13 protein-coding genes are annotated in these 13,903 nt (G+C 73.1%); 8 read left to right on the plus strand and 5 right to left on the minus strand.

The features are described from left to right. Positions 1–75 precede the first annotated feature (75 nt). On the minus strand, positions 76–858 hold the full coding sequence (locus Acy02nite_RS06760; protein ID WP_203738945.1) for an Rv1486c family protein: 783 nt from the start codon (positions 856–858) through the stop codon (positions 76–78). Positions 859–947: 89 nt separating this feature from the next. Between Acy02nite_RS06760 and Acy02nite_RS06765 the strand changes: the two genes are divergently transcribed. Then, positions 948–1,754 carry a DUF3097 domain-containing protein gene (locus Acy02nite_RS06765; protein WP_203738946.1) on the plus strand — a complete coding sequence of 269 codons (807 nt, stop codon included), beginning with the start codon at positions 948–950 and terminating at the stop codon, positions 1,752–1,754. On the opposite strand, the gene pdxR is transcribed toward Acy02nite_RS06765, so the two are convergent. Then, positions 1,735–3,153, minus strand: coding sequence for a MocR-like pyridoxine biosynthesis transcription factor PdxR (gene pdxR, locus Acy02nite_RS06770; RefSeq protein ID WP_203739029.1), 1,419 nt, complete (start codon positions 3,151–3,153; stop codon positions 1,735–1,737). The two genes, Acy02nite_RS06765 and pdxR, sit on opposite strands and share 20 nt — an antisense overlap. A gap of 66 nt (positions 3,154–3,219) precedes the next feature. Between pdxR and Acy02nite_RS06775 the strand changes: the two genes are divergently transcribed. After that, positions 3,220–4,092, plus strand: a complete 873-nt coding sequence (locus Acy02nite_RS06775) for a DMT family transporter (RefSeq protein WP_203738947.1) — start codon at positions 3,220–3,222, stop codon at positions 4,090–4,092. Between the two features lie 431 nt (positions 4,093–4,523). On the opposite strand, the gene Acy02nite_RS06780 is transcribed toward Acy02nite_RS06775, so the two are convergent. Continuing rightward, positions 4,524–5,834 carry a serine hydrolase domain-containing protein gene (locus tag Acy02nite_RS06780; RefSeq protein WP_203738948.1) on the minus strand — a complete coding sequence of 437 codons (1,311 nt, stop codon included), beginning with the start codon at positions 5,832–5,834 and terminating at the stop codon, positions 4,524–4,526. 83 nt (positions 5,835–5,917) lie between these two features. On the opposite strand from Acy02nite_RS06780, the gene Acy02nite_RS06785 reads away from it, so the two are divergent. The 4 genes from Acy02nite_RS06785 to Acy02nite_RS06800 all read left to right on the plus strand — a co-directional run bounded on the left by Acy02nite_RS06785 (position 5,918) and on the right by Acy02nite_RS06800 (position 9,067). Then, positions 5,918–6,394, plus strand: coding sequence for an NfeD family protein (locus tag Acy02nite_RS06785; protein WP_425548142.1), 477 nt, complete (start codon positions 5,918–5,920; stop codon positions 6,392–6,394). Between the two features lie 35 nt (positions 6,395–6,429). Continuing rightward, entirely contained in the window at positions 6,430–7,548 is a 1,119-nt protein-coding gene (locus Acy02nite_RS06790; protein ID WP_203738950.1) for an SPFH domain-containing protein, read from the plus strand. A 168-nt stretch (positions 7,549–7,716) separates the two neighbouring features. Next, positions 7,717–8,388, plus strand: coding sequence for a hypothetical protein (locus Acy02nite_RS06795; RefSeq protein ID WP_203738951.1), 672 nt, complete (start codon positions 7,717–7,719; stop codon positions 8,386–8,388). Between the two features lie 91 nt (positions 8,389–8,479). Then, positions 8,480–9,067, plus strand: a complete 588-nt coding sequence (locus tag Acy02nite_RS06800; RefSeq protein ID WP_203738952.1) for a dihydrofolate reductase family protein — start codon at positions 8,480–8,482, stop codon at positions 9,065–9,067. An 81-nt stretch (positions 9,068–9,148) separates the two neighbouring features. Here Acy02nite_RS06800 and Acy02nite_RS06805 read toward each other — a convergent pair whose 3' ends face one another. Beyond that, positions 9,149–9,955, minus strand: a complete 807-nt coding sequence (locus tag Acy02nite_RS06805) for a TrmH family RNA methyltransferase (protein ID WP_203738953.1) — start codon at positions 9,953–9,955, stop codon at positions 9,149–9,151. Between the two features lie 163 nt (positions 9,956–10,118). Between Acy02nite_RS06805 and Acy02nite_RS06810 the strand changes: the two genes are divergently transcribed. Next, positions 10,119–11,936, plus strand: coding sequence for a flavohemoprotein (locus Acy02nite_RS06810; protein ID WP_203738954.1), 1,818 nt, complete (start codon positions 10,119–10,121; stop codon positions 11,934–11,936). 68 nt (positions 11,937–12,004) lie between these two features. After that, a complete protein-coding gene (locus Acy02nite_RS06815; protein WP_203738955.1) occupies positions 12,005–12,838 on the plus strand; it encodes a YwqG family protein in 834 nt (277 codons plus the stop codon). Positions 12,839–12,924: 86 nt separating this feature from the next. On the opposite strand, the gene Acy02nite_RS06820 is transcribed toward Acy02nite_RS06815, so the two are convergent. Beyond that, complete coding sequence (locus Acy02nite_RS06820) at positions 12,925–13,722, minus strand: tetratricopeptide repeat protein (protein WP_203738956.1); 798 nt, start codon at positions 13,720–13,722, stop codon at positions 12,925–12,927. Positions 13,723–13,903 lie beyond the last annotated feature (181 nt).

The following is a 13,903-nucleotide window of genomic DNA, read 5'->3' on the forward strand; positions in this document are numbered from 1 at the left end:
AGCCGGCTCATGCCGCCCGCTCGGGGCCGGCTCATGCCGCCCCCTCCGAGCCCGATGATTCGCTCGCAGGCTCGCTCATGCGTTCAGCGGCGCGTTGCACGCTGCGACCAGCGCCTGCCGGCACGCCGCGGTGAGCGGCCGCAACGCCTCGTCCCGCTGCTGCGCCTCGTAGCCGTTGACAGCCCCGCCGGGCGCGTTCGTCCCGGCGAGCGCCAGCACCTGGTCGAGCACGCTGGCCCGGGCGAACAGCCGCCGGGACCGCGGGTCGAACCCGGGCGGCAGGGTGGCCGTGCTCTCCGGCCGGCGCAGCGCCTGCAACGCCCCGGCCAGCTCGGGTTTCCACTGCGCCACGTCCAGTCTGGTGAGCCGGGTGGTGGCCTCGCCGAGCGCCGCCGTCAGTTGCGCCTCGGCCTCGGCCGCGCCCATCTGGAACACCGGCCGGTGCTCGGGGGCGGGCAGCACCTGCCAGACGACGGTCTCGAACTCCACTCCGGAGCCGGACGTGTGCCGCCGCACCTCGGGCACCAGCCCGAACCCGGGAGTGATGACCGCCTCACCGGCCAGCAGCGCGGCGCCGGTCAGCGGGCCCGGGCCGGGCAGCCCGCGTGGGTCGCCGGGCACCGGGAGGACCAGCCGGATGTCGTCCGGGTGCAGCTTCGCGAAGATCGGCAGGCCCTGGCCGAGCGGCACGTCGGTCCAGGTGCCCGGAGCATCGGCGACGAGGTGCTCCTCGTCGGCGGCGATCTCGTCGGCCAGGTCGTCGAACGGAACCAGTCCGGCGCGCCAGGCCCGCACCCAGGCCACGAATCGGGTGGACCGGCGTGCGGTGCGGGTGGCCGCATCTGCTGCGGAATGCATGCGAGCAAGGGTACGTGCCACCCCGGAACCTTGTCTCGACTCGGAGCGTCACCCCGGCGTGTCCAAAAGTACGGGTTACCGTGCGACCCATGTATGGGGAGGATGTGCTGTCCGGCAACTGGCGCCGGCGTAAGACCGTTCCGGAGGTGGACGCCGAGCCCGACCTGGTGGTCGAGGACGCGGACTCCGGCTTCTGCGGTGCGGTGGTCGGGTTCGAGCTCGGCGCGGTCGTGCTGGAGGACCGGTTCGGCAAGCGGCGCAACTTCCCGCTCGCGCCGGCCGCGTTCCTGCTCGACGGTCAGCCGGTCACGCTGCGGAAACCGGCCCCGTCGGCGACTCCGCCGCAGCGCCGGATCACGGCGTCCGGGTCGATCGCTGTGGCGGGCGTCACGGCGCAGGTCGCGAAGGCCAGCCGGATCTGGGTGGAGGGCATCCACGACGCGGCTCTGGTCGAGCGGATCTGGGGCGACGACCTGCGCATCGAGGGTGTGGTGGTGGAGCCGCTGGACGGCATCGACGACCTGGCCTCAGCGGTCCGCGAGTTCGGGCCGGGCCCGCGCCGCCGGCTCGGGGTGCTCGTCGACCACCTGGTCCCGGGCTCGAAGGAGAGCCGGATCGTGGCCTCCGTCACCCACCCGGACGTGTTGATCACCGGCCATCCGTACGTGGATGTCTGGCAGGCCGTCAAACCCGAGCGCGTCGGCCTGAGCAAGTGGCCGGTCATCCCGCCGGGTCGCCCGTGGAAGGAAGGCGTCTGCCAAGCCGTCGGCGTCCGCACCCCGCAGGACATGTGGCGTAAGATCCTCGCTTCGGTCCACAGCTACAAGGACGTCGAGACCCCCTTGATCAACTCGATGGAACGCCTCATCGACCACGTCACGGTCGTGGAGGACTGAGCGCCTGGCCGATCCGGGCCGCCGCCTCGATCAGGCGGTCCGGGGTCTGCGCGGCGTAACCCAGGACCAGGCCGGGCGGGCCGGGCAACCGCCGGTGCCAGGAGAGCGGATGCACCAGCACACCCGTGGCCCGCACCTGCTCGGCGATCGCGACGTCGTCCCCGGACGGCAGCTCGACGAGCAGGTGCAGCCCGGCCGCGACGCCACGGACGCGGGCCTGCGGCAGATGCGCGCGCAACCCGGCGAGCAGGGCGTCGCGTCGCGCGCGTTGCCGGGCCCGCACGGTCCGCAGGTGCCGCTCGTAGTCGCCGTTCGTCAGCAGCTCGGCCAGCACCAGCTGCGGCAACGCGGAACTGCCCAGGTCACTGGCGTGCTTCGCGGCGAGCAGGTCGGCCTGCAGGCGCCGTGGCGCGATCAGCCAGCCGAGCCGCATCCCGGGCGCCAGCGATTTCGAGATGCTTCCCAGGTACGCCACCTGCTCCGGAGCCGAGCCCTGCAGCGCGGCGACGGGCGTGCGGTCGTAGCGGTGCTCCGCGTCGTAGTCGTCCTCCACGATCAGGCGGTCGTCCTCACCGGCCCAGGCCAGCAGCTCGCGACGACGGTCCGGGGCGAGCACGACGCCGGTCGGGAACTGGTGCGCCGGGGTCAGCACGACGGTGGTCGCGCCGGTTTCCCGCAGCGGGCCGACGAGTATTCCGTTCCGGTCAATGGGGACGGGCTCGGTGCGTACCCCCCAATGGGTCAATTGATCGCGGGTGCCGCGCGATCCCGGATCCTCCACGGCCATGGCGGCTGCGCCGCGGGCCACCAGAACCTGCGCGAGGAGCGCTTGACCTTGCGCTACGCCGCCGCACACCAGGACGTCGTCCGCGTCGGCCCGGATTCCGCGGGTACGGGCGAGCCACCCGACAAGCTCACCCCGCAGTCGCGGGCTGCCCCCGGGGTCGCCGTAACCCAGATCAGAAGCGGTCACCCGATCGAGCACCGCACGCTCCGCCCGTAGCCATGCCGCGCGCGGGAAAGCGGCGAGATCGGGCACCCCGGGGGACAGGTTCAGGTCGATGCCGTCCGGCGTGGACAGCGGCAGCCGCAGCTCGTGCAGGGTCCGTCGCCGGTCCGCGGCGGGTCTCGGCGGGACCGCCGCGTCGCGCGCCACCACGGTCCCCGAGCCGGTCCGCGCGCTCGCGAGTCCTTCGTCGACCAGCCGCTGGTATGCCTGCACCACGACACCCCGCGAGACGCCGAGCTCGGCCGCGAGCAGCCGGGTCGCCGGCAGTCGTGTCCCGGGCGCGAGCCGTCCGGCCGCGATCGCGCGCCGCAGCCCGTCGGTCAGCCACCCGGTCAGCCCTTTGGCGGGCGCCTCGCCGGGCCGCAGCTGCAGAAAGTCCGAGCCCGGAATTGGTCCACCTCATCCCGCCGGGATTGGTCCTCGAACCGGACCATACTCGCCCCGAGCATGGAGTGCATGAAGGCGTTACCCATCCTCGCCGGCGCGACCGGCATGGTCTTCGTCGGCGGCAGCGTCGCAGTCTCCGGCTACCTGGCCGACGCGCCGAACCTGACGATCCAGGCTTTCCGGTACGCCGTGGCGTGCGCTCTGCTGCTGCTCTGGGCGTCCCGGACCCGTACGCCCCTGCGCCGCCCCCAGGGCCCGGAATGGCTCTGGCTGCTCGGCGTCACCGTGGCCGGCCTCCTGGTCTTCAACATCGCCCTGGTCCACGGCGCCCGCCACGCCGAGCCGGCCGTCCTCGGCGTCGCCGTCGCCTGCGTCCCGATCCTGCTCGCCCTCGTCGGTCGCGGGCCTCGGCGTCGGGTGCTGCCGGCCGCGGCCGTGGTCACGCTCGGCGCGATCCTGGTCGAGGGCCTGGGCCGGGCCGACGGCGCCGGCGTCCTGTGGGCGGTGGTCACGTTCGTCTGCGAGGCGCTGTTCACCCTGCTCGCGATCCCGGTGCTGGACCGGCACGGCCCGCTCGGCGTCTCCGTCCACGCGACGTGGATGGCGGCGGTCCTGTTCGGCGTGTCCGGCGTGGTCGTCGAGGGCCCGTCCGCGATCCTGCGCGTGCACCCGGACGACGTGCTGGCCGGCGCCTACCTCGCGATGGCGGTGACGGCCGTGGCGTTCCTCCTCTGGTACACCTGCGTGACCCGTCTCGGCCCCGGCCGGGCGGGCCTGCTGACCGGAGTGGCGCCCATCTCCGCGGCCCTGACCGGCATGGCGCTCGGCGGTCCCACTCCCGGCCCGCTCGTGTGGCTCGGCATGACGACGGTCGGCGCCGGCCTGGCTCTCGGCCTGACCACTCCCGTCCCTGCCCGCGAGCCGGCCCTGACCCCCGCCTGACCAGGTGTCAAGCTTTCCACATCAGCGCGTTGTCCACAGGCAGCCGGCGTGACCTTGGCTTGGCGCGCGACAATGGTCGTGGGTTCGCCCCCCGGTGGTGGGTGGGGACTCCGTGGTGGTCGGGGACTCCGTGGCGCCTGGGGACTGCGTGACTGCGTGGCGGCTGGGGCCGCGTGGTGAGTGGGCACTCCGTGACGCTGTCCGCGAGGCCGCGGTCCACTTTCTGGCGGCTGCCGCGCTCCCGGCCCTGGCTGGTGCTCAGGGGGTGCTATCGCGCCTCATAACACCCGTCAGGGCCAGCCGGCCGCCGTGAGCTGGTGGTCACGGTTGTCATCGGGCGTCATACCGACCGTGAGCACCAGCCGGGGCCGGGGTGAGCTCGACCCGCCACGGAGATCGCCCCGGGAAGCCGTGAGGTGGACGAGCCCCCGCTAAGCGAGATGCCGCGGATCGCGACTGAACACGAAGGTGGCGATGTCGATCGCGGAGGTCGTGCCCTCGGGGGAGCGCAGCACCGACAGGACCTCGCCCTCGTTGTCGCCGGTCGTGCCGCGCCAGCGGTCCGGCGCTTCCCGGCGGAACACGGTCCGGTGGTGCGGCCCGATCATCACCAGGTTCTCGCCGTCCGGCACGATGTCGTACTCGCGGCCCATCCACCACCAGCGCCCGCAGATCTCCGCGGCCTCGCCGCGCGGCGGCGCGGGTGGCTGCCAGGCGGCGACCGGCGCCTCGGGTTCGCTGTCCAGGACGGTGGTGAGGGTGCGCAGGCTGAGATCCTTGATGTGCTCGCTGCCGCCGAGGCCGTAGGCGTTGGCGAAGACGACGACGCCCATCCGGCTGCGGCGGTGCACGGCCAGGTGTGAGACGTAGCCGGGCATCGAGCCGCCGTGCCCGGCGTAGACGCGCTCGCCGACCCGGAACAGCTGCGGGCCGAGGCCGTGCCCGACCGTCCAGGATTCGAGGTCGGCGATGGCGACCGGGCTGCACATCTCGTCGACGGTCTCGCGGGCCAGGACGGCCGGCGCGGGGTCGGCGAGGAAACCGGCCCACTTGGCCATGTCGGTGACGGTCGACCAGAGCTGGCCGGCCGGGGCCATCGCGCCGGAGTCCGGGCGCGGCTCCTCGTGCAGCGTCCCGTCCAGCCCATGAACGACGTAACCGCGGGCGTACGGCTCGAGGGGCAGAAGGCTGGTGCGTTTCATGCCGAGCGGGTCGAGCACGCGTTTGGTCACCAGGTCGGCCCAGCTCTGCCCGGTGACGCGGGCGAGCACCGCACCGAGCAGGCCGTAGGCGAGGTTCGAGTAACGGTAACGGCGGAACGGCGGGCCGGTCAGCTTCTCGTAGGTCAGCCCGGCCAGCAGCTGGTCGACGTCACCCCCGGCGTGGCGCTCCCACCACGGGCCGTCCGGCTCGCGCTGCAGCCCGGACACGTGCCCGAGCAGCTGGCGCAGCGTGACACCGCCGATCGGGGTGCCGGGCAGGTGGCGGTAGAGCAGGTCGTCGAGGGCGAAGAAACCCTCGTCGCGCAGCTGCATGACCAGCGTCGCGGTGATCGTCTTGGTGATCGAGCCGAGCCGGTACTGCGTTTTCGGGTCCGGACGAGGGTTCTCCCCGGCGCCCGCGAAGTGCAGCACCGCGCGGTCCCGCACCACTGCCAGGGCCAGTGACGGCACGCGGCCGTGCGCCTGGGCCCGGGCGGCGATCTCGTCGATCCGCCGGGTGGTTTCCGGAAGCAGTGTCACGGTGGGGGTCCTCCTGTGGTGCGACTGACGGGTCTAACTGTCCGAGCAGCATTCGGCTACGCGAAATCAGGGCATCGCCGGGGATGCGTGGACGTGACACGATCGATGATGTGGCAGCCGTACTCTGGATCGTCCTCGCCATCGCCCTGGTGATCGGTGAGGCTTTCACCGCGTCCTTCCTGATCATCTTCTTCGCGGCCGGCGCCGGCGCCGCGGCCGGGGCCGCCGCTCTCGGTGCGAACCTGCTCCTGCAGGTCATCGTGTTCGCCGTGGTCTCCGGGCTGTCGGTGGCGGCGATCCGTCCGGTGGTGATGCGGCATGCCCGCTCGGCGCTGGAGTCCGGTGACACCCCGTTCGGCATCGAGGCCATGGAGGGTCATCACGGCCTGGTGCTGGAGGATGTGGACGCCGACCACGGGCAGATCCGGATCGAGGGGGAGATCTGGCAGGCCCGCTCGTTCGACGGTCACGAGACGTTCGCCGCCGGTCAGCGGGTCCGCGTGGTGAAGGTGCGTGGCGCCACCGCCCTCGTCTGGCACGATGACCTGCCCGATCACTGAGAAACCCATCAGTCACACAGATAGAGAGGCGCGCCATGGGAGCTGTCGTCGCAGTCCTCGTCATAGTCATCGTGCTGTTCGCGGTGATCACCATCGTCCGGTCGATCCGGATCGTCCCGCAGCAGCGGATGGACGTCGTCGAGCGGCTCGGTAAGTACAAGCGCACCCTCAGCCCCGGCCTGAACGTGCTGGTCCCGTTCGTCGACGCGGTGCGCAGCAAGGTCGACATGCGGGAACAGGTCGTCTCCTTCCCGCCGCAGCCCGTCATCACCTCGGACAACCTGGTCGTCTCGATCGACACGGTGCTCTACTTCAAGGTCGTCGACCCGGTGCGGGCGACCTACGAGATCGCCAACTTCCTGCAGGCGATCGAGCAGCTCACGGTCACCACGCTGCGTAACGTCATCGGCTCGCTGGACCTGGAGCGGGCGCTGACCAGCCGCGAGGAGATCAACCGTCACCTGTCCACGGTGCTGGACGAGACCACCGGCCGGTGGGGCATCAAGGTCACCCGGGTGGAGATCAAGGCGATCGAGCCGCCGCCGAGCATCCGCGACTCGATGGAGAAGCAGATGCGCGCCGAGCGGGAGCGCCGCGCCACGATCCTGAACGCCGAGGGTCACAAGGCGGCGCAGATTCTCACCGCCGAGGGTGAGAAGCAGGCCGCGGTGCTCCGGGCCGACGGTGACCGGCAGTCGCGGATCCTTCAGGCCGAGGGCCAGGCCAAGGCCATCCGTACGGTGTTCGACGCGATCCACAACGCGAACCCGTCCCAGAAGGTGCTGGCCTACCAGTACCTTCAGGCGCTGCCGCAGATCGCGAACGGCTCGGCCAACAAGGTGTGGATCGTGCCGACCGAGCTGACCAAGGCCCTCGAGGGTCTGGGCGGCGCGCTCGGCGGCCTGGCGAGCATGGTCGGCGACGTGCCGAAGTCGGGCGTCGACGCGGGTGCCGTCGAGCGTGAGGCGGTCGCGGCGGCCGCGGCCGCGTCGGCCGAGGCGCAGCGGGTGAACGCCGAAGTGAAGGCGGCCGAGGCGCAGGTCTCCGCGGACCCGGACGCGACCGCCGCGCTGGAGGCGCCGCAGCCGGTGCCGCCGTCGTCGGCGATCGGCGGGGCCGACTACAACGGTGCGAACCAGCCCGAGCGCGCCTGAGCAGCACTTCTGAGGACGGCCTGCCCCGAATCGGGCAGGCCGTCCGGCTTTTCCGGAGATTTCTGAGATACGGCTCACACGTTGCCGTGGATTTGTCATGCTTCGACTCGGATTTCCGACCGGCGCCCCGGCCGCTCGGCGTGTCATCCCTGCGAGCGAGGCGGAGCCATGAGCATCAGCCATCGTCAAACCGCGAGCGGCCGGCCCCTGCGGGTCGCGCCGGCCTGGGTCGGCGCCGCGCCGGCCGGGTCCTCCGCGGACCACTACCTGCTGCCGGTACGGGACGCCGTGTGGATCTGGTCGGTGCGGAGGTTCGCCCGGCTGGCCCTGTGGGCGTTGCCCGCCGCCGCGGTCCTCTACGGCTGGTTCACCCTGGGCGTCAACGTCCCGCCCGGCCCGCTCCCGGTGGGCCTGCTCGCCGCCTGGCTCGCCACCATCGCGCTGATCGCGCTGGCCGGCCTGCTCGCCGGGTCACGCACCCGGCGGATCGCGATGACCGGCCTGCTCCTGGCCCTGGCCGGCGCCACCCTGCTGCTGCCGCTGGCCGCGCTGCCCGAGGAGACCGCCGCGGCCGCGGTCGCGATGAGCCCGGAACAGGTGCCGATCCTGGTGGAGACGGCGTGCGCGGTCTCCGGCGCCGGGGTGCTGCTGCTCGGCTGGGCGGTGTTCCGCTCCCAGCTGGTCAACCCGGCCGACGGGGTGCTGCTGATGCTGGCCGCTGTCGCGATCGGCGCCGGGTCGTACGCGGTGAAGCCGCTGCCCACGGTCGGAGCCCTGCTGCTGCTCGCCGCCGGCATGGGCCTGGCGTGGACGGGCGGCCGCCTGGTGCCACGCTCCTGAGCTCCTCAGGGGCCTCCCAGAAGCCGGCGCCGCGCTCCTGGCCCGGCCTCGAGGCTGGTGCCGCCCTCCTGAACTCGGCAGACTCGTCGGCATGACCCGAGTGATCGCCGACATCTCGATGTCGCTGGACGGATTCGTGACCGGCCCGAACGTGAGCGCCGCCAACGGCATGGGCGACGGCGGCCTGGCGCTGCACACCTGGGCGCTGCACCCCGACCCGGTCGACGCCGGCGTGCTGGACGAGACGGTCGCCGCCACCGGCGCGGTCATCATGGGCAGGCGCCTGTTCGACATCATCGACGCGCCCGGCGGCTGGAACGACGAGATGGGGTACGGCGGGAGCCGTGCCGCCGACCCGCCGGTGCTCGTGGTCACCCGCACCCCGCCGGAGCACGTGCGGCTGGCCGACCGGATGACGTTCGTGGTCGACGGTGTGGCGAGCGCGGTGGCGAAGGGCGCGTCGATCGCCGGCGAGCGGGACGTCGTGATCATGGGCGGGGCCGAGGTGATCCGGGGCGCGCTCGACGCCGGGCTTGTTCACGAGCTGCGGCTGCACCTCGCCCCGGTTCTGCTGGGCGCGGGCACTCCGCTCTTCACCGGCGCCCGGGTGCGGCAGCTGCGCCAGGTGCACGCGCGCCCGTCGAGCCAGGCCACTCACGTCACCTACCAGGTGAGCTAGCCCAGCGCCGGGTCCGACCGGAGCCGGGCCCGACACCGCAGAGATCTGCCAGAGGCTTCCCGCGTACGGCGGTTGACCCGCTCAGCGCGGCGCGTCGCGCGTCAACTCGTAGAACGTGATCGCGGCGGCCGTGGCCACGTTCAGGGAGTCCACGTCGTTGTGCATCGGGATGGCGACCCGGACGTCACTGGCCTTCAACGCCTGACCGGTGAGGCCGGGACCTTCCGCCCCGAGGAGCAGCGCGGGCCGTACGCGCTGATCGGGGGTGAGGTCCTGAAGGGCGACCGCGTCGGGCGCGGGTGTCATCGCGAGCAGGGTGAAACCGGCGTCGCGGATGGTGGTGAGCGGATCCGGCCAGGTGTCGGTCCTGGTGTACGGGATCGCGAACACCTCGCCCATGCTGACCCGGACCGCGCGGCGGTAGAGCGGGTCCGCGCAGTTCGGCGAGAGCACGATCGCGTCGATGCCGAGCGCCGCGGCGCTGCGGAACAGCGCGCCGAGGTTCGTGTGCGTGTTCAGGCCCTCCAGCACGGCCAGGTTCCGCGCCGTCGTGAGCAGCTCGCCGAGCGTGGGCTGCGGGCGGCGGTGGAACGAGGCGAGGATCCCGCGGTGCACGTGGAAGCCGGTGATCGACTCCAGGACCGGCGGCGCCGCGGTGTAGAGCGGCGCGTCGCCGGGCAGCCCGGTCAGCTGATCGGCGCGTTTCTCGTCGACGAGCGCCGAGCGCATCCGGTACCCGGCGCGCAGGGCCCGCTGGATGACCAGCTCCCCCTCGGCGATGAACAGGCCGTTCGGCGGCTCCCATCGGGTCCGCAGCTCGAGGTCCGTCAGGGCGCGGTAGTCGCCGATCCGGGGGTCGTCGGGGTCGGTGATGGCGGTGGCTGGCACATCAGCATTCTGCCGATACGCCGGTCCGGCGGTTCACGGCGGCTGAACGGACGACAACCACGGGCGGGCCGTGCCGATGGTCGTCTACGGGGTGTCGACGGGCGCACCGTGCGGGAAGATGGACGCAGGTGCTGGTTGTCCGTCTCGGTCATGGGGGTGTCAGATGTCGTCTGGTCAGGGATCAGACCCCCATCTGCTCGGCCTGCTCCGGGCGATCCGGCTCCGGCAGAGCGCGCCCGACGCGGCGGCGGCCGGCGCCGCGGACACGGCTGCCGCGCTGTCCGAGATCGCCAAGGCGAAGACCGCCGAGGGGGATTCTCCGCCCGTGCCGCGGCCGGTGCTGCCGGGTTCCCGGCCGGATTCCGCTGTCGTGAGATCGGGTGCCGACGCCGCGGCCGGCGACAACGCGGAGCCGCCGCCGGTGGACGCGTCGTCCCCGGGGCGGGTCGGCGGGGTCGGTGCCACCGGCCGGGCAGGGTCCTCGCCGCAGGGCCCGGCCGAGCCACCACGCACCCCGCGCGGTGACGGCCCGCAGCCCCGCGGCGCCGGCTCCGAGCTGCTCTGGCGTGGCGGTCAGGGTGCCGTGCTGGGCCGCTCCGGCCTGGGCGGGCGCTCCGCGGGGCCGGATCGCGCCGGGGCGAGCGCGGCCTACGGCGTACCCGTCAATCGGGTCAATCCGATCACCGGCGTGAACCCTTCCGGCCCGGTCGGCCCGGTCCCGGCCGTGCCCGGCGTCGCGGCGCCGCGCCCGATCGGCCCCACCGGCACCGAGTTCCCCTCCGTCACCCCTGCGGAGTATGCCGCGCACTTCGCCCAGAAAGCCACCCGGCGCAACCTGCCCGGCGACGGCATGGACCCGGGCGACACGATGGCGTTGCGCGACACGCAGCGGCTGCTCAGCACCAGCCTGACCTTCGCCGGCGGCGTCGACGAGGTGGCCGGGCGCCTCTGGCACGCGCTGCTGCAGGCCCAGCCGGCCCTGCTCACCTCGCTGCCCGGCACGCCAGAATCCCAGCGCGTTCAGCTCGCCCGCGCGCTCGCCTGGCTCGTGCACCGGCTCGACGACCCGCCGGCCGTGGTCGCCGGCTGCGGGCAGCTCGGCGCGGCGCTCGCCGAGTGCGGCCTGCAGTGGAACCAGTTGCAGCTGGTCGGCGCGGCCCTCGCCGAGGCGACCCGGGCCGGGATGGCGCCGGGTGTCTGGCGGCAGGAGTTCGATCAGGCGTGGCGGTGGACGTGGCAGCACGTCTACGAGTGGCTGGTGCACGGCGGCACGCTGGTCGCCTACCAGCCGACCATCTGGGACGCCGAGGTGATCAGCCACGAGCTGCGCCGCCCTGACCTCGCCGTGGTGCGGCTGCGGCCGTTCCTGCCGCTGCCGTGGCGCCCGGGGCAGTATGCCCGGGTCGAGGTCGCCGGCGTGCCCGGCATCTGGCGGCCGTACTCGCTGGCCGGCGCCCCGGCGCTGGACGACGTGATCGAGCTGCACGTCCGGGCGAAGACGGAGACCGGGGTGAGCGGCACGCTCGTGCACGACACCCGGGTCGGCGATCGCATCCGGGTCAGCCGCGCCGAGGGCGAGATGGGGCTGCCGGCCGAGCCGGGCCGGGGCGTGCTGATGATCGCGGGCGACACCGGGGTCGCCCCGATGAAAGCGATGCTCGCCCACCTCGCGGCGGTGCGGGACCCGCGCCCGGCGGTGCTCTTCTGGGGGGTGCGGAATCTGAGCGAGATGTACGACCTCGACGCGCTGATGGCGCTGTCCCGGCAGGCGCCGCGCGCGACGGTCGTTCCGGTGGTGTCCGAGGGCGACCCGGGGCCGTACCCGTTCGGGCTGGTCACGGACGCGGTCGCGGCCTACGGGGAGTGGTCGCGGCACGAGGTCTACCTGGCCGGGCCGCCGCTGATGCTGGCGGCGACGAGCATGGCGCTGCGGCAACTGGGCGTCTCCCCGGCCCGGATCCACCACGACGCCCCCGAGTGATCCCGTCCCTTTCGCCGTAGGTGGCGGATCCTCCTCACCGGCACGCCGCAGTCGGGCAGACTTTCTCCGTGGCGGAGATCGACGATCACCTGCTCGGGGCGGCCGCCCCGCCCCTGCGTGCCGTGCTGACGGAGACGGCCCTGCCGTCGCTGCGCCTGACCGTCGCCGCGGAGTGCGCCCCTGATGCCGCGGGGACCCGCCTCGGCGGTCTGCCCCTGCTGGCGCCGGGCACGACCTGGCCGCACTCCCCGTCGGGCAACCCGCAGGCGTTCCTGGGCCAGCTCGGCACCGACGACGTCAACGCCCGCCTCGGTGTCCCGCTGCTGCCGCCGCGGACCGTCCTCGGCTTCTTCTACGACTGGGCGGAGCAGCGGTGGGGTTTCGACCCCGGCGACGCCGGCCACTGGCGGGTGACCGCGACCCCGGTGGACGAGGCCGTTCCGCTCTCCGGCGAGTCGTTCACGGCGCACGCCGTCACCGCCACGAGGGTCTGCACCGTGCCCGCGATCGGCGAGCCGCCGGTCGAGGCCGTACGCGGGGAGAGGCACTGGTGGCAGCGCCATGACCCGGTCGAGGACTTCTACGGCTCCCTGGAGAACGACGAGCGGGTGCCATTGCACCGGGTCTTCGGGTGGCCCGACCCGGTGCAGGGGCCGATGCAGCTGGAGTGCCAGCTCGCCGCGAACGGCGTGCACCACGGCAACCCGGCCGGGGTGGAGGGCGCGCGGGTCGAGGAGCTGACGCCGGGCGCCCCCGACTGGCTCCTGCTGTGGCAGATCGACACCGACGACGAGATGGACTGGATCTGGGGCGATGCGGGGCGCCTCTACTACTGGATCCGCCGCCAGGATCTCGCGGCCGGCGCCTTCGACCGCACCTGGCTCGTCCTCCAATGCCCGTGAGGCCTTGCTACCGGGACTCGGCCGCGGCAGCGGCCAGGCGTCTCACGAGTCTCCCAGCGCCATGGCCGCGGCACCGGCCAGGCGTCTCACGAGCCGCCCTGCGCCATGGCCGCGGCCTGACGGGCGAAGATCTGAGCCCGGAAGCTCTTACCCTGTTCCTGGTACCGGGCGGCCACCTCCCGCAAGCCGGCGATCACGTCGCCGCGGTAGCCGCCGGTCTCGCGGTCGAGCATCTGGTACAGCGCCAGCGACTCCTTGGCCGCCCGCATCGCCTCTGCGGGGCGGTTACTCCGGGCCAGCAGCGCGGAAAGGTCGCTGAGAGCGGCGGCGAGCTGGTCCCGGTACTCGGGGTCGGCGCCGGCCGTGGCGCGGGCGACAGCGGTGCAGCGTTCACCGGCGGCCAGCGCCTCCTCGAGGCGGCCCGATCGGGCGAGCGCGGTGGACTCCGTGTTCAGCGAAAGCATGAGGTCGGGGAGAAAGCGCGAGCCGTACGTCTCGGACAGGCGCTCGCGCAGGCCCATGCCTCGGCCGGCCGGCCGGCCGGACCGGGCAAGCCACAGTGCCAGGTTGTCCACCGCGGTGGCCACCGTGGGCTCGTCACCCAGCTCACGGGCCAGCGTCACGGCCTCCCCGGCCGGCGGCAGCGCCGCATCGACACGGCCCACGCTGCCCAGATGCCGCGACGCGGCGATCACCATCAGCGGCACACCCGACCGGTACGCGGGGTCGGCGGCGGCAAGCTCACGGAACGTCTCGATCAGCGCCACCGAGGGGATCGGCGCGTCCGGGTCCCACTGCTCGATGCCGACGACCCGCTCCGCCAGCTCCAGGCGTACAGCTGTGGCTTGGTCATGGTCGCCGGTCACGCCGGTTTCGTCGGGCACTGACGGTTCCTCTCCCAACGTCGGCGTCGGGCCACCTTGATCCGTCGACTGTGTCACAACAGCCGCCGTGCCGCGACCGGTGCCGTAGCCGGGTGGAGCTGAGGTGCGCCCCGCTGCCGTAGCCGGGTGGAGCTGAGGTGCGCCCCGCTGCCGTAGCCGGGTGGGGCTGAGATGCGCCCGT

The organism is Actinoplanes cyaneus (genome assembly GCF_016862095.1).
In the GTDB taxonomy this organism is placed as follows: Bacteria; Actinomycetota; Actinomycetes; order Mycobacteriales; family Micromonosporaceae; genus Actinoplanes; species Actinoplanes cyaneus.

Coding starts and splice junctions, on each gene's coding strand:
- Acy02nite_RS06760 (WP_203738945.1), bottom strand. CDS start 858: ATGCATTCCGCAGCAGATGCGGCCACCCGCACCGCACGCCGGTCCACC.
- Acy02nite_RS06765 (WP_203738946.1), top strand. CDS start 948: ATGTATGGGGAGGATGTGCTGTCCGGCAACTGGCGCCGGCGTAAGACC.
- Acy02nite_RS06775 (WP_203738947.1), top strand. CDS start 3,220: ATGAAGGCGTTACCCATCCTCGCCGGCGCGACCGGCATGGTCTTCGTC.
- Acy02nite_RS06785 (WP_425548142.1), top strand. CDS start 5,918: ATGCGTGGACGTGACACGATCGATGATGTGGCAGCCGTACTCTGGATC.
- Acy02nite_RS06790 (WP_203738950.1), top strand. CDS start 6,430: ATGGGAGCTGTCGTCGCAGTCCTCGTCATAGTCATCGTGCTGTTCGCG.
- Acy02nite_RS06795 (WP_203738951.1), top strand. CDS start 7,717: ATGAGCATCAGCCATCGTCAAACCGCGAGCGGCCGGCCCCTGCGGGTC.
- Acy02nite_RS06800 (WP_203738952.1), top strand. CDS start 8,480: ATGACCCGAGTGATCGCCGACATCTCGATGTCGCTGGACGGATTCGTG.
- Acy02nite_RS06810 (WP_203738954.1), top strand. CDS start 10,119: ATGTCGTCTGGTCAGGGATCAGACCCCCATCTGCTCGGCCTGCTCCGG.